The organism is Acidimicrobiales bacterium, from assembly GCA_016716005.1.
In the GTDB taxonomy this organism is placed as follows: domain Bacteria; phylum Actinomycetota; class Acidimicrobiia; order Acidimicrobiales; family JADJXE01; genus JADJXE01.
In genome coordinates this window covers 1,464,678-1,481,959 of the sequence record JADJXE010000001.1, presented here as the reverse complement: position 1 = coordinate 1,481,959, position 17,282 = coordinate 1,464,678, and the positions used below count along the sequence as shown (strand labels likewise).

The 17,282-nt window shown below is 75.1% G+C and carries 21 protein-coding genes; 15 read left to right on the top strand and 6 right to left on the bottom strand.

Annotated elements, in window-relative coordinates; all coding sequences use genetic code 11:
* Positions 1-36 precede the first annotated feature (36 nt).
* A complete protein-coding gene (locus tag IPM45_07205) occupies positions 37-822 on the bottom strand; it encodes a methyltransferase domain-containing protein (GenBank protein MBK9179355.1) in 786 nt (261 codons plus the stop codon).
* Between the two features lie 33 nt (positions 823-855).
* Between IPM45_07205 and IPM45_07200 the strand changes: the two genes are divergently transcribed.
* Positions 856-1,710, top strand: coding sequence for an alpha/beta hydrolase (locus IPM45_07200; GenBank protein ID MBK9179354.1), 855 nt, complete (start codon positions 856-858; stop codon positions 1,708-1,710).
* A 58-nt stretch (positions 1,711-1,768) separates the two neighbouring features.
* Positions 1,769-2,224 (top strand): GNAT family N-acetyltransferase, encoded by a 456-nt coding sequence (locus IPM45_07195; GenBank protein MBK9179353.1) that lies wholly within the window; start codon positions 1,769-1,771, stop codon positions 2,222-2,224.
* Between the two features lie 31 nt (positions 2,225-2,255).
* Here the strand turns inward: IPM45_07195 and IPM45_07190 are convergent, their stop codons facing one another.
* Both IPM45_07190 and IPM45_07185 read right to left on the bottom strand, forming a co-directional pair.
* On the bottom strand, positions 2,256-2,519 hold the full coding sequence (locus IPM45_07190) for a hypothetical protein (GenBank protein ID MBK9179352.1): 264 nt from the start codon (positions 2,517-2,519) through the stop codon (positions 2,256-2,258).
* Positions 2,516-3,547, bottom strand: a complete 1,032-nt coding sequence (locus tag IPM45_07185; GenBank protein ID MBK9179351.1) for a glycosyltransferase family 4 protein — start codon at positions 3,545-3,547, stop codon at positions 2,516-2,518. Before IPM45_07185 ends, IPM45_07190 begins: the two co-directional genes overlap by 4 nt.
* Positions 3,548-3,591: 44 nt before the next feature.
* Between IPM45_07185 and IPM45_07180 the strand changes: the two genes are divergently transcribed.
* Genes IPM45_07180 through IPM45_07170 form a run of 3 tightly spaced genes read left to right on the top strand, consistent with a single transcriptional unit; the run spans position 3,592 to position 6,463 of the window.
* Positions 3,592-4,383: an enoyl-CoA hydratase/isomerase family protein gene (locus IPM45_07180; GenBank protein MBK9179350.1), complete on the top strand. Its 792-nt coding sequence runs from the start codon at positions 3,592-3,594 to the stop codon at positions 4,381-4,383.
* A gap of 4 nt (positions 4,384-4,387) precedes the next feature.
* A complete protein-coding gene (locus IPM45_07175) occupies positions 4,388-5,968 on the top strand; it encodes an acyl-CoA carboxylase subunit beta (GenBank protein MBK9179349.1) in 1,581 nt (526 codons plus the stop codon).
* Positions 5,969-5,977: 9 nt separating this feature from the next.
* The gene (locus IPM45_07170; GenBank protein MBK9179348.1) at positions 5,978-6,463 is read left to right on the top strand and encodes an aminoacyl-tRNA deacylase; all 486 of its coding nucleotides are present in this window, start codon (positions 5,978-5,980) and stop codon (positions 6,461-6,463) included.
* A 7-nt stretch (positions 6,464-6,470) separates the two neighbouring features.
* Here the strand turns inward: IPM45_07170 and IPM45_07165 are convergent, their stop codons facing one another.
* Positions 6,471-7,271 carry an SDR family oxidoreductase gene (locus IPM45_07165; protein MBK9179347.1) on the bottom strand — a complete coding sequence of 267 codons (801 nt, stop codon included), beginning with the start codon at positions 7,269-7,271 and terminating at the stop codon, positions 6,471-6,473.
* Positions 7,272-7,351: 80 nt separating this feature from the next.
* Here IPM45_07165 and IPM45_07160 point away from each other — a divergent pair, with 80 nt between their 5' ends.
* Together IPM45_07160 and IPM45_07155 are read left to right on the top strand one after the other, a co-directional pair.
* On the top strand, positions 7,352-7,576 hold the full coding sequence (locus IPM45_07160; protein ID MBK9179346.1) for a biotin/lipoyl-binding carrier protein: 225 nt from the start codon (positions 7,352-7,354) through the stop codon (positions 7,574-7,576).
* Entirely contained in the window at positions 7,573-8,322 is a 750-nt protein-coding gene (locus tag IPM45_07155) for an enoyl-CoA hydratase (GenBank protein MBK9179345.1), read from the top strand. Before IPM45_07160 ends, IPM45_07155 begins: the two co-directional genes overlap by 4 nt.
* Before the next feature lie 73 nt (positions 8,323-8,395).
* Here the strand turns inward: IPM45_07155 and IPM45_07150 are convergent, their stop codons facing one another.
* Complete coding sequence (locus tag IPM45_07150; GenBank protein ID MBK9179344.1) at positions 8,396-8,968, bottom strand: DUF4287 domain-containing protein; 573 nt, start codon at positions 8,966-8,968, stop codon at positions 8,396-8,398.
* A 34-nt stretch (positions 8,969-9,002) separates the two neighbouring features.
* Complete coding sequence (locus tag IPM45_07145) at positions 9,003-10,577, bottom strand: class E sortase (GenBank protein ID MBK9179343.1); 1,575 nt, start codon at positions 10,575-10,577, stop codon at positions 9,003-9,005.
* A gap of 120 nt (positions 10,578-10,697) precedes the next feature.
* Here IPM45_07145 and ccmA point away from each other — a divergent pair, with 120 nt between their 5' ends.
* The 8 genes from ccmA (at position 10,698) to IPM45_07105 (ending at position 17,254) form a co-directional block, all read left to right on the top strand.
* Complete coding sequence (ccmA, locus tag IPM45_07140) at positions 10,698-11,378, top strand: heme ABC exporter ATP-binding protein CcmA (GenBank protein MBK9179342.1); 681 nt, start codon at positions 10,698-10,700, stop codon at positions 11,376-11,378.
* A complete protein-coding gene (locus tag IPM45_07135; GenBank protein ID MBK9179341.1) occupies positions 11,368-12,036 on the top strand; it encodes a heme exporter protein CcmB in 669 nt (222 codons plus the stop codon). Before ccmA ends, IPM45_07135 begins: the two co-directional genes overlap by 11 nt.
* Positions 12,033-12,791 carry a cytochrome c biogenesis protein CcsA gene (gene ccsA / locus IPM45_07130; GenBank protein MBK9179340.1) on the top strand — a complete coding sequence of 253 codons (759 nt, stop codon included), beginning with the start codon at positions 12,033-12,035 and terminating at the stop codon, positions 12,789-12,791. Before IPM45_07135 ends, ccsA begins: the two co-directional genes overlap by 4 nt.
* Before the next feature lie 121 nt (positions 12,792-12,912).
* Positions 12,913-13,383, top strand: a complete 471-nt coding sequence (locus tag IPM45_07125; GenBank protein ID MBK9179339.1) for a cytochrome c maturation protein CcmE — start codon at positions 12,913-12,915, stop codon at positions 13,381-13,383.
* Between the two features lie 10 nt (positions 13,384-13,393).
* A complete protein-coding gene (locus IPM45_07120; protein ID MBK9179338.1) occupies positions 13,394-15,409 on the top strand; it encodes a heme lyase CcmF/NrfE family subunit in 2,016 nt (671 codons plus the stop codon).
* Positions 15,406-15,990 (top strand): TlpA family protein disulfide reductase, encoded by a 585-nt coding sequence (locus IPM45_07115; GenBank protein ID MBK9179337.1) that lies wholly within the window; start codon positions 15,406-15,408, stop codon positions 15,988-15,990. The genes IPM45_07120 and IPM45_07115 overlap by 4 nt, the downstream gene beginning before the upstream one ends.
* Positions 15,987-16,487, top strand: coding sequence for a cytochrome c-type biogenesis protein CcmH (locus IPM45_07110; GenBank protein ID MBK9179336.1), 501 nt, complete (start codon positions 15,987-15,989; stop codon positions 16,485-16,487). The genes IPM45_07115 and IPM45_07110 overlap by 4 nt, the downstream gene beginning before the upstream one ends.
* Positions 16,484-17,254, top strand: a complete 771-nt coding sequence (locus tag IPM45_07105) for a tetratricopeptide repeat protein (protein ID MBK9179335.1) — start codon at positions 16,484-16,486, stop codon at positions 17,252-17,254. The genes IPM45_07110 and IPM45_07105 overlap by 4 nt, the downstream gene beginning before the upstream one ends.
* The last annotated feature ends 28 nt before the right edge of the window (positions 17,255-17,282 follow it).

The window sequence follows — 17,282 nt, the reverse complement described above, 5'->3', positions numbered from 1 at the left end:
GGCGGCGACCCTACGTGGCCGGCCGCCGGAGCGGGGTCAGCCTCGCTTGCGGGCCTTCCAGACCTCCTCGCACGGCCACTGCTCGGCCCACTCCCGGGTGACGAAGGGGTAGCGCGTCGTGGCGCCCTCGGGTGGGTACACCTCGACCAGGTCCTCCACCTCGAAGCCGCTGGCCCGCAGCAGCCGGAGCATGTCGCCGTGGCTCAGGTGGAACTCGACGGCCGGGTCATCGGGCCACTCGAAGCGGTGCATGCCGCGCTGGGGCCGGCGCAGCCACGTCTCCGCGGCGGCGCCGTCCTCGTCGGGGACGCACAGCATCAGCAGGCTGGCGTTGCCGAGGAAGGCGAGGCGGCCGCCCGGCCGGAGCAGCCGGGCCGCCTCGGGGATCCAGCGGTAGGGGTCGCACCAGATGGCGGCGCCGTACTCGGAGACCGCGAGGTCGAACGAGCCGCCCCGCAGCGGCGCCCGCTCGGCGTCGGCGTGCACGAGCGGGAAGCGCAGACCGTGCCGGGCCTGCAGGCGCGCCGCCGTGGCCAGCTGGGCCGACGAGCCGTCGAGGCCGACGGTTCGGGCCCCACGGCGGGCCAGCCACGCCGACACGTAGGCGGTGCCGCAGCCGAGCTCCACCGCCCGGAGGCCGTCGAGCCGCTCGGGCAGGAGCCCCACCTCGCTCTCCGGGGAGCCGAAGATGCCCCAGGTGGGCTCGCCGGCCGCCCAGGCCCGCTCACCCGCGGCCGCGTAGCCGGCGGCGTAGCCGTCCCACGCCTCGCGGTTCCGCCGGACGTGGTCGCCGCTCCTGAGATGCCCCTCAGCATCGGCCATCAGGGGGATCATGGCAGGGGGCAGACTGGGCCCGTGCGGACACCGCGTCTCGTCGCCGGCGCCCTGCTCCTCCTCGCGGCCGTGGCCGGCACCGTCACCGTCACCGGCTGTCGCTACTGGGACGACGCCTTCGCCGACGTCGAGGTGAGCCGCGGGATCGTGTACGGCCGGGCCGTGGAGCAGTCGGGCCGGCCGGTCGACCTCGTGCTCGACCTGTACCAGCCGGCCGGCGACACCGCTGCGGCCCGCCCGGCGATCGTCTGGGTGCACGGCGGCGGGTTCACGGCCGGCACCCGCACCAACCCGAACACGGTCGACCTGGCGCTCAGGTTCGCGCGGAAGGGCTACGTCACCGCCTCGATCGACTACCGGCTGCTGCAGGGCGGGTCGTGCGCGTTCGCGGCACCCACCCCCACCTGCGGGCGGGCCGTGCTCGACGCGCAGCACGACGCCCAGGCCGCGGTGCGCTGGGTGCGGGCCCACGCCGCCGGGTTGCGCGTCGACCCCGACCGGATCGCCGTCGGGGGGTCGTCGGCCGGGGCCATCACGGCGCTCAACGTGGCCTACCGGTCCCACGACCCGGGCGACAGCGGAACGCCCGGGGTGTCGTCGGCGGTGCAGGCGGCCGTCTCCATCTCGGGCACGGCCACCGACGTGGGCTCCATCGGCCCGGGCGACCCGCCGGTGCTGCTGTTCCACGGCACGGCCGACGCCACGGTGCCGTACCGGCTGGCCGTCGGCACGGTCGCCCGGGCCGGGGCGGCGGGCCTGGTGGCCGACCTGGTGAGCTTCGAGGGGGCCGGCCACGGCCTCTACCAGGTGTACGCCGACGCCATCGTGCCGCGCATCGCGGCGTTCCTCTACCTGGTGCTCCGCGCGCCCGGGTGACCGTGCGCCGGTCGCGTCGGTGCAGGCAAGCCGAAGGGGGCCCGTAGCGTCGGGGGTCATGGCGATCCGCGACGCCCGACCCGACGACCTGGCCGAGATCGTGTCGCTCATCCGCGAGCTGGCCGCGTACGAGCGCCTCGAGCACGAGGTCGCGCTCGAGGCCGGCGAGGTCGCCCGACACCTGTTCGGGCCCGAGCCCGCGGCCCGGGTGCTGCTGGCGACCGACGACAGCCGCGGCGACGTGGTCGGCTTCGCCCTCTGGTTCCGCACCTTCTCCACGTTCCTGGGCCGGCCCGGCATCTGGCTCGAGGACCTCTTCGTGCGGCCCGACCACCGCGGCGCGGGGCACGGCCGGGCGCTGCTCGAGGCGCTGCGGGCGCGCACCGACGGCCGGACGGAGTGGGCCGTGCTCGACTGGAACGAACCGGCGAGCGGCTTCTACCGATCGCTCGGGGCCGCTCCCGTGGAGGGGTGGACGACGTACCGGTGGGCTCCCCGGGGTCGTCCCACGTGATCCCGGGCGGGCGGGCCGTGCGGTCGCCGCGCTACAGGCCCCGCTCGCGGTCCTCGCGCTCGGCCGCCCTGGCCGCGTAGCCCACCACGATGGCGGGGGCGAGGATCACCGAGCCCACCACCAGGCTCGCGACGATCACGGTGACGAGCGCCGAGGTGAAGCCGACGATGAAACCCAGCACGAACACGGTGACGGCCACGCCGAACAGCAGGTAGCCGATGCGCTGGCCGTACGACGCCAGGCTGGCCATCCGGGCGCGCTGGGCGCGCACCGGGTCGGCCGACGGATCGCTCACGGCAGCCATCCTGCCTCGTCGAGGAGCAGCTCCAGGTTCGCCGTCACCCGCTCGAGCGAGAAGTGGCGGACCGCCAGTCGGCGGTGCTCGTCGAGGAGCACCGGGTCGGGGTGCGCCAGCCACGCGGCCAGCGGCGCGGGGTCGGCGTCGGGGAGGAAGCGGAACCCGAGCGCCAGCACCTCGGCCGCGATCGGGTAGGTGCCCACCACGGCCTGGCGGCGGTGGATGGCGGCCTCGATCGGCGGGTTGCCGAACCCCTCCCACGTCGAGGGGAACAGCACCGCGTCGCAGGCCGCGTAGGCGTCGGCCAGCGGGCGGTCGCCGAGGCCTCGCAGCACCCGGCACCGGGCCGCTCCCAGGTGGCGGGCCAGCTCGGGGCCGTAGCCCTCCTCGGCCGGGCCGAGGAGCCAGTACACGCCCCCGACCGCCTCGGCGAGGGCCAGCGCGCCGGGCACGTTCTTGCGGGCGATGGCCCGCACCGGGTGCAGGAGGAGCGGCTCGTGCTCGCCGACGCCGAGCGCCCGGCGCGTGGCCGCCCGGTCGCCGGGCGGCTCGTGGACGTCGAACCCGTTGTACACGGTGGTGGCCCGGATGCCCCGGCCGGCGAGCTGCCGGCGGGTGAGCTCGTTGATGGTGACGTGGCGCCACGCCGGGTCGTCGGGTGGCAGCTCGGTGACGTGGGCGAAGCGCTCCCGCTGCCAGGGCGGGTCGTGGTGGTGGAGGATCGCCGGCCGCCCGCGCAGCACCCCGGCGAGCACGCGGGACGCGGGCAGGTTCATGGGGATCGTGAGGACGTTCTCGACGACCACGAGGTCGGCGTCGGCGAGGGCCGCGGCGACCTCGCCGGCGGTGGGCGGGACCGGGGCCCCGAGGGCCAGGCCGGGCACGGTGCGGTCGACCCCGCCCTCGCCGGCGACGGTCACCGCCGTGAAGCCGAGCTGCTCGAGCGAGCGCTGCCAGTGGGCTGCGACGATCGAGACGCCGTCGGTGTGCCCCAACCGGAACGACACGATCGCCACCGTCGCCATCGATCGGGGACCGTACCGGGCACGGGCTCGGGTACCGTGCGCCCATGACCGGGGGGGAGTTCGACCAGCTGCTGTACCGGGTGTTCGACCACGTCGCCACCGTCACGATCAACCGTCCCGAGCGCCGCAACGCCCTGTCGTGGACGGTGATGAGCGAGCTGCGCCGCGCGCTGGCGCAGGCCAAGGCCGACCCCGAGGTGCGGGTGGTGGTCCTCACCGGCGCCGGCGACCGGGCCTTCTGCGCCGGCGCCGACCTCAGCGGGATGGCCGAGGGCGCCGGCTACGCGCAGCTCCACGACGCCCGGGGCGAGCTGGCCCGCCTCTTCCGCGACCTGTGGGAGCTGGGCAAGCCGACCATCGCCCGGGTGCAGGGCTACGCCCTGGCCGGTGGGTTCGGCCTGGCGCTCGCCTGCGACCTCGTGATCGCGGCCCGCGACGCGGTGTTCGGCACGCCCGAGATCGACGTGGGGCTGTGGCCCTACATGATCACGGTGCCCCTCGTGCGCTCGATGCCGCCGAAGAGGGCGCTCGAGCTGATGCTGACGGGCCGGCGCGTGGATGCCGAGGAGGCCGAGCGGATCGGGTTCGTGACCCGGGTCGTGCCCGTCGACGAGCTCGACGCGGCGACGGGCGAGCTGGCCGGCACCCTCGCCGCCAAGTCGCCGGCGATCGTGAAGCTCGGCCGCGACTCGTTCTACGCGGTCTGGGACCAGGCGGCCGAGGACGCGCTGCGCCTGCTCCACCCGATGCTCACGGTGACGAGCCAGACGGAGGACGCGGCCGAGGGCATCGCGGCCTTCGCCGAGAAGCGCAGCCCGGTGTGGAAGGGGAGGTAGCCCGATGACCCAGCAGCACCCCGAGCTCCACGAGTGGAAGCCGCTCGTCGACGACCTCGCGTCGCGCCGGGAGCGGGCGACGGGCATGGGTGGCCCCGAGCGGGTCGCCCGCCAGCGGGAGATGGGCAAGCTGCCGGTGCGCGAGCGCATCGACCTGCTCCTCGACCCCGGTTCGTTCGTGGAGTACGGCCAGCTGGCCGACTCGATGGACCCCGCCCTGGCCGACAAGGGCTACCTGGCCGCCGACGGCATGGTGGCCGGCGTCGGGCGGATCGACGGCCGGCGGGTGGCCGTGTGCGCCTACGACTTCACGGTGATGGCCGGCTCGATGGGCGCGGTGGGGGAGCACAAGACCGCGCGCATGCGCGAGCTGGCCCTCCGCCAGCGGATCCCGATCGTGTGGCTCCTCGACTCGGCCGGCGCCCGCATCCAGACCGCGGTGGGCTCCACCTTCGCCCAGGCCGGCGCCCTCTTCCGCGAGCAGGTGGTGATGAGCGGGGTGGTCCCCCAGGTGGCCGCCATGCTCGGCCACTGCTCGGCCGGCACCGCCTACATCCCTGCCCTGGCCGACTTCATCCCCATGGTGAAGGGCACCAGCTCGATGGCCCTGGGCGGCCGGCACCTGGTGAAGGCCGCCACCGGCGAGGACGTCTCCGAGGAGGAGATGGGCGGCTCCGACGTGCACACCAGGGTGAGCGGTGTGGCCGACCTCGAGGTGGCCGACGACCACGAGTGCCTGGCCACCGTTCGCGCCTACCTCGGCTTCTTCCCGAGCCACAACCGGGAGGCACCGCCCGTCAGGCCCACCAGCGACCCGGTGGACCGCCGGGTGGAGGAGCTCTACGACATCGTGCCGACCGCTCCCCGGCGGGCGTACGACATGAACAAGGTGATCCGGGCCGTCGTCGACGACGGCGAGTTCTTCCCGATGAAGCCGTCGTGGGCTCGCAACGTGGTGACCGGGCTGGCCCGCGTCGGCGGGCAGCCGGTGGGCATCGTGGGGAGCCAGCCGATGGTGCTCGGCGGTGCGCTCGACGTGAACTCGGCCGACAAGGCGGCGCGCTTCGTGTGGCTGTGCGACGCGTTCGGCATCCCGCTCGTGTTCCTGCAGGACGTCCCCGGCTTCATCGTGGGATCGGCCGTGGAGAAGCAGGGCATCATCCGCCACGGGGCCAAGATGCTGTACGCCATCTCCGAGGCCACGGTCCCCAAGGTCACGATCGTGCTGCGGAAGGCCTACGGCGCCGGCTACTTCGTGATGAACGGCACCGCGTACGAGGCCGACTACGTCGCCATCTGGCCCACCGCCGAGATCTCGGTGATGGGGCCGGACGGCGCGGTGAACATCATCCACCGCAAGGCCCTGGAAGCGATGCCCGACGAGCAGCAGCGCACGGCCAGACGGCTCGAGCTGGCCGAGCAGATCCGCTCGACAATCGACCCGTACATCGCGGCCGGCTGGGCCCAGGTCGACGACGTGATCGACCCGGCCGACACCCGGCTGGCGATCTGGCGCGGCTTGCAGGTGTCGGCCACCAAGACCCTCGACCGACCCTGGCGCAAGCACGGCGTGCTCCCCGTCTGAGCCGAGGCGGTGGCAGGCAGAGGGACCCCGGCCACCGACGCGGCCCGGCGCGCCGGCGTGCCCCACACGCTCCACGAGGTCCCCGCGGCAGGCGCCGGTCGGGGCCCGGTGGGCCACGGGATGGCCGCAGCCGCCGCGATGGGGGTCGACCCGGCCCGCGTGCTCAAGACCCTCGTCGCCGAGGTGGACGGCCGCCCCACCCTGGGCGTCGTGCCCGTCGACCGGTCGCTCGACCTGAAGGCGCTGGCGGCCGCCGCGGGTGGCAAGCGGGCCGAGCTGGCCGGGCCGGAGCGGGCCGAGCGGGCCACCGGCTACGTGGTGGGCGGCATCAGCCCGCTGGGCCAGCGCCGCCGGCTGCCGGCGGTGGTCGACGCGTCGGCCCTCGATCACCCCACGGTGTTCGTGAGCGGGGGGCGCCGGGGCCTGGAGGTCGAGCTGGCGCCGGCCGACCTGGTGCGCCTCGCCGGCGCGGTCGTCGCCCCGATCGCACGCTGAGCGACGGTCAGGTGGTAGGGCGACGGGGCACGCCGTGCAGGAACAGGTCGGCGGCCCGCTGCGGCACCTCCATCCAGGCCGGCCAGACGGCGGCCCGCAGGGGGAGCCGGACCCGTCGCCGGTCGGCGATCACGGCCGCGACGATGGCGTCGGCCACCTTGACGACGGGGATGTCGACCGACAGGCGGAGCCGGCCCAGGCGCTCGCGTGCCCGCCGGCTGGGCTCGTAGCCCTCGAGCTGGTCGACCATCTCGGTGGGCACGAAGCCGATCTCGACCAGGACGGTCTTCACGGGCGTGCCCAGCAGCTCGAGGTCGAGGGCGCGGGCGAACGAGGACAGGCCGGCCTTGCTGGAGGCGTAGGCGACGATGCCGGCGGTGGCCACGCTGGCCGCGGCCGACGACACGTTCACGATGCGCCCGCCGCCCCGCTCGGTCATGCGGGGGATGGCCTGGTGGCACAGCTGCACCGGGGTGACGAGGTTCAGCTGGTAGAGCCGCTGGATGTCGTCGGGAGCCGTGGCGGTGAACGGCCCGGTCAGCTCCACGCCGGCGTTGTTCACCAGCACGTCGACCGGGCCGCCGGCCTCCCGCTCCACCCGGGCCACGAAGCCGTCGACCTGGGCGGGTTCGGCGAGGTCGACCGGGTGGGCGGTGCCGCCGAACTCGGCGGCCAGGGCGGCGATGGCGTCGGCCGAGCGGGCCGCCAGCGCCACGGTGGCGCCGACCGCCGCGAACCGGCGGGCGGTGGCCTCGCCGATGCCCCGCGACGCCCCGGTGACCAGCACCCGCTTCCCGATGAGCTCCATGCGGCACCTCCCCCTGGCGGACCCGCGGAGGGTAGCGGTTAGGGTTCCGGCCCGTTCGTCCGAGCGTCCAGGGAGGGGCCGTGGCCCAGGTCCGAGCCGAGATCGCCGCCAACGTGTGGCAGGTCCGCACCGAGGTGGGGGCGGTCGTCGACGAGGGCGACGAGCTCGTCATCCTCGAGTCGATGAAGATGGAGATCCCGGTGCTGGCCCCGCTCGCCGGCACCGTCGCCGAGCTGCGCGTGCAGCCCGACGACCAGGTGCAGGAGGGTGACGTGGTCGCCGTGATCCAGCCGGCCGAGGGCTGATCGCGCCCGTGGTCCACACCCAGTGGCGCGGTCCGGGCGACCGGGTGCTGCTGATCACCCTCGACCGGCCCGAGCGGCGCAACGCCCTCGACCACGACACCCTCGACCGGCTGGGCGCGGCCCTCGACCAGGCCACCCGGGGCGAGGCGCGGGCGGTGGTGCTCACCGGTGCCCACGGCGTGTTCTGCGCCGGGGCCGACCTGACCGGGGTGGAGGACGAGGCCTTCGCCGCGGTGCTCCGCGGCGTGCTCACCGGCTTCGGTCGGCTTCCGTGCGCCACCATCGCCGCGGTGGAGGGCCCCGCCCTCGGCGCCGGCACCCAGCTGGCCGTCGCCTGCGACCTCCGGGTGGCCACCGCCGACGCCCGCTTCGGGATCCCTGCGGCCCGGCTCGGGCTGATGGTCGACCAGTGGACCGTGCAGCGCCTCTCGCTGTTCGCCGGGCACGCCCCGGCCCGGGCGATGCTGCTCGCGGCCGAGGTGCTGTCGGGTGCCGACGCGCTGCGCCTCGGGCTGGTGCAGCGACCGGGTGGCCTGGCCGAGGCGCTGGCCTGGGCCGACGAGATCACCGGGTACGCGCCGCTCACCGTGGCCGGGCACAAGCTGGCCCTCGAGCGCCTGAGCGCGCCGGGCGAGCCCGACCCGGAGCTGTCGGCGGCGATCACGACGGCGTGGTCGAGCGCCGACAAGGAGGAGGGCGTGGCCGCCTTCCGGGAGAAGCGGGCCCCGCGGTTCGAGGGTCGCTAGGACCCAGCCGCCCGGTTGGAGCGTGCATGGTCGCTCAGCGGACACGCACGCACCAGGCGCCCGAAGGCGGCCGTCAGTCGGCGTCGCTGGTCTTGTAGGCCTCGGCGAGCCAGGCCAGCACGTCCTCGTCGACGCCGGCGGCCGAGGTGAGGCCCACCTTGTGGGTGATCCGCTCGCTGCCGAGGCTGCCGGCCGGGCGCAGCCGGTCGGTGTACGGGTGCCCGGCGAGGGCCAGGCCCAGGTCGACCCGGTGGCGCGTCGAGGGCTGGACGATGGCGAAGACGCGGGTGCGGCTCAGCGTGACGTAGGTCTGGCGTGGGCTCACGGCCACGTCGTCACCGAGGTCCTCGGCCGCGGCGACGAGCCGGTCGAGGATGGGCCGGAGCTTCTCCCGGAGCCCGGCGTACTGGGCTGCGATCACCGCCTCCACGGTGGGCGCCTCTGCCGCGACACCGTCGCCGTTCGTGACGCGCTCGGCTCGCTCGACGATCACCGCCGCGGTGAAGGGCCCCAGCCCGTGCTCGGTCGACAGCCACTCGATCCGCTGGTGGCGGCCGGCGGGCGCCTCCATGTCGAGCAGCTCGATCCACTCGTCGAGGGTGTGGCCCGTCTTCTTGGGGAGGTTCCGGACGATCGTCTCGCCCATGGACTCTGGCAACGGGTCTCCCGCTGGTCGGCCGTCAGACGTTCGCCGGGAGGAGCCGGGCGACGTTCTCGAAGAAGAAGTAGAGCACGACCAGGAACACCGGCGCGCCGAGCAGGTAGGCGGGCCAGCGCCGCCACCGCCGGGCGGCGTACCAGATGCCCACGCCGACACCGGCCGTGAGCAGGCCCCACAGGATCGCGGGCAGGGTCGCGGAGCTGTCGCCGCCCAGCCCGCCGCCGAAGCCCTGGGCGCCCACGGCCTGGTTGGAGGTGGGACCGCCGTCGGCGGCGGGCGGGGCGGTGGTGGCGGGCGAGGGGGCCGGCTCCGCCTCGGGTGCGAGGGCGGCCTTCACGATGATCCGCTGCCGGGCGCTGTAGCGGGGGTCGCACGACGTCAGGGTGAGTGTGGCCGTCGGCGTCGGGTCGAGCACCTCGATCTGGTCCGGGGCGACGATGAAGTTCTCGGTGACGAGGTAGCGGAACGTGCCCTGGACGGTCGTCAGCAGGATCTCGTCGCCGGCGGCCAGCTCGTCGACCCGGAAGAACGGGGCACCGTAGGTGGTCCGGTGGCCGGCGATGGCAGCGTTTCCCACCTGGCCCGGCAGGGGGGTGCCGGGATAGTGGCCGGGGCCCTTCTTCAGGTCCTCGACCGACACCCCCTCGACGACCACCCAGTCCACGCCGATCCTCGGGATCTCGACGCGGGCGAGGGCCTCGCCGGCTTCGGGCACGGGTGGGGCGACGGGCGCGGTGGTGGTGGTCGACCCGGTCCCCACCGGCGGCGGCGTCGCACGGTCGGCGAGCTGCTCGTCGAGCTGGCGCCCCAGGCGGTCCTGGGCCCGGGCGGTCTGGAGGCTGGTGCCCCACAGCTGGTAGACGACGAACAGCACCACGAGCACGCCAGCGAGGATCAGGCCCCTGCCGACCCCGGCCATGATCCGCACGTGGCGGGGAGCGGGCGGGTGCGCCCCCTCGTCCCGCTCGGCCGCGGTGGGCACGTCCTCGGTGGGGGCGGTTTCGGTGAGCGCGGCCGGGGTGGGCGCGGCGGCGGGCGCGGCTTCGGCGAGGGCGGGGGTGGCGACGGCAGCGGTGGTCGCACGCGCGCCGGCCGGGGCGAAGCGGGCGGCCAGGGTGCCCGGGGCCCGGGGCGGCGGCCCCGGGGGAGCTGGGGGAGCCGGGGGAGCCGGGGGAGCCGGGGCGGGACCCGGGGTGTCGCCGTCCACCACCAGGAGGCGGCCGGGGTCGTCGAGCCAGGGGTGGGCTTCCCGGTACGACGCGAAGGGGTGCGTGCTCACGAGGCTGGCGTCGCGGTCCCGGGCGCGGGCGAGCAGGATCGCGTCCTCGCCGCCCAGCGGGTGAGCCGGGATCACCTCCACCGCCCCGGCGTCGACCAGCTGGTCGAGGCGGGCCCGGTCCGAGGGCGCCAGCTCGTCGCGCAGGCCGGCGGTGACCACCACGTCGAGCGGTACCGCCGGGTACCGGGCGCGCAGCGACATCACCAGGGCCCCGAGCGGGGCCAGGCGGGGCGCGTCAGGGGTCTGGGCCGCCACGCTGGCGCCGTCGACCACGAGGGCCGTCGGCGCCACGGGCGAGCCGGCGCTGGCGGTCACGAGTGCTCCTCCGTCACGGATAGTGAACCATCGGCACGGCGTCGGCGGGCTTCAGTCGGCTGGGCCCGTCGCGCCCGCGTTGTCCGTCGGGAGGGCCCACCGGTACCGTGGAGCGGTCCCATGGAGCCTGCCGTCCACCTCCGCGCCGCGGTGTCCCTGCTCGGGCGGTTCCCCGCCCTCGCTGGGGTCGACCTCGAGGTCACCCGGGGTGAGGTGGTGCTGCTCCAGGGTCCCAACGGCGCTGGCAAGACCACCCTGCTCCGCGTGTGTGCCGGCCTGCTGGCCGTGACCTCGGGCGTCGCCACCGTGCTCGGGTACGACCTGCGCAGCGATCGCCGGGCCGTCCGCACCCGGGTGGGGCTCCTCGGGCACGCGCCGGCCCTCTACGACGAGCTCACCGTGGCCGACAACGTGCACTTCTGGACCCGGGCCGCCAGAGCGCCGGCCGAGTCGGCCGACGAGGCCATGGAGCAGCTCGGGCTGGCCGGGCGCCTGGCCACGGTGCCCGTCGCCCGCCTGTCCGCCGGTCAGCGGCGCCGAACGGCGCTGGCGGCCTTCCTGGCGAGGCGGCCGGAGCTCTGGCTGCTCGACGAGCCGCACGCCGGTCTGGACGCCGCCGGCCGCGACCAGCTCGACGACCTGGTTCGTGGGGCCGCCGCGGCCGGCGCCACCGTCCTGGTGGCGTCCCACGAGCTCGACCGGGCCACCGCGCTGGCCGGGCGGCACGTGACCATCGCCGGGGGACGGGTCGTGGCCGACACCGCCCCGGTCGTCCCGACGGAGCCCGCCCATGTGGCGTGACGCCGCGCTGGTGGCCGGCAAGGACCTCCGCCTCGAGGCCCGGTCCCGGGTCGCCACCGGGCAGGTCGCGCCCTTCGCCCTGCTGGTCCTCCTGCTCTTCGCGTTCGCCCTCGACCCCGACCGGGGGGTGCTCGAGCAGGCGACGCCCGGCCTGTTCTGGCTGGCCGTGCTCTTCTCGGCCCTGCTGGCGGTGCAGCGGTCGTTCGCGGTCGAGTCGGCCGACGGGGTCCGCGACGGGCTGCGCCTGTCGGGCCTCGACCCCGCCGGGGTCTTCGTCGGCAAGGCGGCCGCGGTGGCCTCCGAGCTGCTGGCGCTGCAGGTGCTGCTCGGGGTGGGGGTCGTGGTGCTCTACGGGGCGTCGCCCCGCTCGGCCGGCCTGCTGCTGCTCACCTCGCTGGCCGCCACCGTGGGGCTGGCCGCGACGGGCACGCTGTACGGCGTGCTCGCCGCCGGTCTGCGTGCCCGCGACACGCTTCTGCCCCTGCTCGTGCTGCCCGTGCTGGCGCCGGTGCTGATCGGCGCCACCCGGGCGTACGAGGCGGCGCTGGCCGGCACGCCGTCGGAGGGGTGGCCCTGGGTCGCCCTGCTCACCGTGTTCGCCGTCGTCGCCGTCGCGCTCGGGGTCGTCACCTTCGGCCCCCTCCTGGAGGAAACGTGACCACCTCGAGCAAGGCCACCCGCACCCTCGGGGTGCTCGTGCTGGCCGGCATCGCCGCGCTGTTGCTGTTCGGGCTGGTGCTCAGCCCGGCCGACGAGGTGCAGGGCGACTCGGTCCGGCTCATGTACGTGCACGTGCCCTCGGCCTGGCTGGCCTACGCCGCCTTCCTCGTCACCGCCACCTCGGGGCTGCTCTACCTGATCCGCAGGACGCGTTCGCGGGTGTGGGATCGCCTGGCCGCCTCGTCGGCCGAGGTGGGTGTGGTCTTCACCGGGCTCGCCATCCTCACCGGGATGATCTGGGGCCGGCCGACGTGGGGCGTGTACTGGACCTGGGACGCCCGCCTCACCAGCACGTCGGTCCTGTTCATCATGTACCTCGGGTACCTGGCCCTGCGGCGCCTGCCGGGCGATCCCGACGTGCGGGCCAAGCGGGCCGCCGTGGTCGGGCTGGTGGCCTTCGTGAACGTGCCGATCGTGCACATGTCGGTGCTGTGGTGGCGCACCCTGCACCAGGAGCCCACCCTCGCCCGGCTCGACCTCGATCCGACGATCGACGACCTCATGCTGTTCACCCTCTTCCTCGGGCTCGTGGTGTTCACGCTCCTGTACGTGTGGCTGATGGTGCACCGCTACCGGCTCGCCTGGCTCGAGGACCGAGTCGACGACGAGGGTCTCGAGCGGGCCATCGCCGAGCGTCGGGCCGAGGCCGCCGCCGACGGGGCCCTGGTCGGGCCGGCGGGGAGCGCGCCGTGAGCTTCGTCGGCTACGTCGTCGCCGGCTACGCCACGGTGTTCGGCGTCCTGGCCGTCTACACCATCTGGTTGCTCGCCCGGGGCCGGGCGCTGGCTCGCCGCGTCCCGGCCGAGGAGCTGCCGTGGACCTGACCCCCCGCACCCTCGGCGATGGGTCCCCTCGCGGGCCGGGGCGGCCCCGGAGCCGGCGTCGCCAGGTCCAGGTCGGCATCGCCCTGGCGGTGGTGCTCGGCGCGCTCGGGCTCGTGCTCTTCCAGGGCCTGGGGAACGCCACCCTCTACTTCCGCAACGTCGACGAGGCGGTCGCCCAGCGCGACGACCTCGGCGACCGGCGCTTCCGCCTGCAGGGCATCGTCTCGGACGTCGAGGAGGACCAGGCCGCCGACGGCGTGGCCTTCGACCTCGAGTGGAACGGCGTCACCGCACGCGTCGTCCACCGCGGCGACCCACCCGAGCTGTTCGAGCCGGGGATCCCCGTGGTGCTCGAGGGTCGCTGGGACGGCGACGTGTTCGCCAGCGACCGGATGATGGTCCGCCACTCCGAGCAGTACAAGGCCGAGAACCCCGACCGCGTGCCCACCGGCGCGCCCTGAGCGCCGCCCCGTGAACGCTGCGCTCGGCACCGCCGGGATCACGCTCGGGCTGGCCGGGTCCCTCGTGGGTGCGGTGACCCTGGCCTACGGCCTGGTGCGCCACCGCCCCCGCCTCGTCGGCATGGCCGGCGTGTACGCGCTGCTGATCGGCCTGGGCGCGCTGCTCGCCGTGTTCGCCATGGAGCGGGCGCTCCTCACCGACGACTTCTCGCTCACGTACGTGGCCGAGCACTCGAGCACCCGCACGCCCCTCCTGTTCAAGGTCGCGACCCTGTGGGCCGCCCTCGAGGGCTCGATCATCCTGTGGGCGGTCGTGCTGGCGGGCTATCTCGGCCTGGTCGTGCGCCGGTTCCGGACCCGGCTCACCGACCCCATGGTGGGGTGGGCGCTGCTCACCCTGTTCGTGATCGCCGCCTTCTTCTTCTGGCTGATGAGCGGCCCCGCGAACCCGTTCACCGAGGTGGCCGGCGCCGTCCCCGCCGACGGGCCCGGCCCCAACCCGCTCCTGCAGAACCACGTGCTGATGGCCTTCCACCCGCCGATGCTCTACCTCGGCTACGTCGGGTTCAGCGTGCCGTTCGCCTTCGCCATCGCCGCGCTGGTCACCGGGCGGCTGGGCGAGGGCTGGCTGCTGGAGACCCGCCGGTGGACCCTCGTGGCCTGGGGCTTCCTCACCGTCGGCATCGTCCTCGGGGCGTGGTGGAGCTACGAGGTGCTCGGCTGGGGCGGCTACTGGGGTTGGGATCCCGTCGAGAACGCCTCGTTCCTCCCCTGGCTCACCGGCACGGCGTACCTGCACTCGGTGCTGGTGCAGGAGCGCCGGGGGATGCTCCGCGTGTGGAACCTCTCGCTCCTGTGCGCCACCTTCGCGCTCACGATCCTGGGCACGTTCCTCACCCGCTCCGGGGTCATCGACTCGGTCCACGCCTTCAGCGAGAGCGACATCGGCCCGTCGCTGCTGGCCTTCTTCACCCTGATCGTGGTGGTGAGCGTCGGGCTGATCGGCTGGCGGGGCGACCGGCTCCGCTCGCCCGGCACCATCGACTCCCCGCTGTCTCGCGAGGGCGCCTTCCTCGCCAACAACATCCTGTTCGCCGCGTTCGCGTTCGTGATCCTCCTGGGGACGGTGTTCCCCCTGCTGATCGAGGCCTTCAACGGCGACCGGATCTCGGTGGGCCGGCCCTACTTCGACCGCATGACCATGCCGCTCGGCCTGGCGATCCTCACCCTGATGGCCGTCGCCCCGGTGCTGCCGTGGCGCAAGGCGTCGGGCGAGCTGCTCCGCCACCGCCTGATCTGGCCCGCGTGGAGCGGTGCGGGCGTGCTGGTGCTGGCCGTGGTGCTGGGGGCGAGGGGCCTCGCGCCGCTGCTCGCCTTCTTCCTGGCCGGGGTGGCCGGCGGCGCCGCGGTCCGCCAGCTCGTGCTGGCGACCCGCCGCCAGGGGCTGCAGGGGTTCCTCGGGCGGGCCAACGGTGGCATGGTCGTGCACCTCGGTGTGGTCGTGATCGCCGTGGCCTTCGCGGCCAGCAGCTCGTTCGCCCACGAGGCCGAGTTCCGCCTGAGCCCCGGCGAGTCGGCCGAGCTGGCCGGCCACCGCGTCACGTACCTGGGCGTGGAGACCATCGAGTACCCGGAGAAGACCGCCCTGAAGGCCCGGGTGCAGCTCGACGACGGGCGGATCTTCGCACCGGCGCTGCAGCAGTTCCCGTTCGCGACGCAGTCGATCGGCGTGCCGTCGGTGCGGACCGGGCTCACCGAGGACATCTACCTCACCCTGGTCGCGGCCCCCGACGACCCGGCGGGCGAGGCCGTGATCGGCGTGCTGGTCATGCCGCTCACGGTGTGGCTGTGGGTCGGCGGCGGGCTGATGGCGCTGGGCACGCTGCTCGCGGCCTGGCCCGGACGTCGACGCCGCCCCACCGATCCCGTGTCGGCACCGGTGCCCGAGCACCGCCCGGCCGGCCGTGTGCCGGCCGACGAGCCGTCACCCGAGCCGGTCCACGCCCTGCGGGGCACCGCGCCGTGACCCGGCCCGAGGTCCGCGCCGAGCCCCGCCGGCGCCGGTTCGCCCCCTGGGTGGCGCTCACCGTGCTGGTCGGCCTGCTCGCCTTCGTGGCGGTGCTCGCCACCCGCGACCCCGGCTCGGGGGTCAGCGCCGACAGCCCCCTGCTCGGCGAGCCGGCCCCGCTCATCGAGGGTTCGACCGTCGACGGGCAGCCCTTCTCGCTGGCCGACGAGACCGGCCGCTGGGTGATCGTGAACTTCTTCGCCACCTGGTGCGTGCCGTGTCGCCAGGAGCACCCCGAGCTGGTGGCGTTCACGAACCGCCAGGCGGCCGAGGGCGGCGACGCCGAGGTGGTCAGCGTGGTGTTCGACGACCAGCCCGACGAGGTCCGCGCCTTCTTCGCCGAGGAGGGCGGCGACTGGCCCGCCGTCACCGATCCCGACGGGCGGATCGCCCTCGAGTACGGCGTGGCCGGCATCCCCGAGTCGTACCTCGTCGACCCCAACGGGTTCGTCGTCAGCAAGATCGTGGGGGGCATCACGAGCGACGGCCTCGAGCAGCTCCTCGCGCGGGCCCGTGCCGGCGACCAGGGGGGCGCGTGACCCCGGTGCGGCGCTGGCTCCCCTGGATCGCGGTCGCCGTCGTGGTGGCCGCCGCGCTGGGCGTCGGCGTGGTCGGCGAGCGCGGCCCGAGCAGCCTGCAGGACCGGGCCGACGCCCTCGCCGCCGAGGTGCGCTGCCCGACCTGCCGCAGCGAGTCTGCGCTCGAGTCGGCCGCGGCCTCGGCGAGGGCCCTGCGGGCCGAGATCGCCCGCCGGCTCGAGGCCGGCGAGGGCGACGGCGAGATCCGCGCCTACCTGGTGAGCCGGTACGGCCAGGAGATCCTGCTCACGCCGGAGGCGACCGGCCTGTCCTCGCTGGTGTGGATCCTGCCCGTGGCCGGCCTGGTCGGCGCGCTCGTCGGGCTCGGGTTCGTCTTCCGGCGCTGGCGGGCCACGGGCGACGGGGTGGCCACCGACGAGGATCGCGAGCTGGTGGCGGCGGCCCGCCGGGGTGAGCCCGACCACACCGGCGCCGCCGGCGCCGAGGTCGAGTCGTGAGCGATGCCCCCGGCCCCGCCGCTCGCGGGCTCGACCTCGACGAGCTGGCCCGCCTCGAGGAGGAGCGCGACTTCCTGCTGCGCTCCCTCGACGACCTGGAGCGAGAGCACGACGCCGGCGACGTCGACGACCACGACTACGCCGCGCTGAGGGACGACTACACCCACCGGGCCGCCGAGGCGCTCCGGGCCATCGACGCCCGCCGGGCCGCCCTCCCCGCCCGTCCGCCGGCCCGGCCCCTCCGCCGGGTGCTCGTCGTGGCCGGCGTGGTCGCGGTGGCCCTGCTGGCGGGGGTCGCCGTGGCGGCCGGCTCCGGGTTGCGACTGCCCGGCCAGTCGGCCTCCGGCGACATCCGCGACTCGAGCGCAGGGCTGCTGGCCGAGGCCCGCCTGCTGCTGCAGCAGGGGGACGCGGTCGCGGCCCTCGAGCGCTTCGACGAGGTGGCCGAGAGCGACCCGGGGAACGCCGAGGCGCTGGCGTACGGCGGGTGGCTGCGCCACCTCGCCGGCCTCACGCCCGAGGGGCTCGAGCGCATCGACGCAGCCATCGCCGTCGACCCCACCTACGCGGACGCGCGCTTCTTCAAGGGGATCATCCTCCGCGACCAGGGCGACCTGCAGGGTGCGCTGGAGCAGTTCGACGCCTTCCTCGCCGACGACCCGCCCGCGGGGTTCGCCGACCAGGTGCGCGAGACGCGCGACGAGGTGGCGGCCCGGCTGGCCGCCCAGGGGGTGGTGGTGCCGCCGGCGCCGGGCCCCACGCCGTAGCGGTCAGCGCGTGCCGCGACCCCTGGGG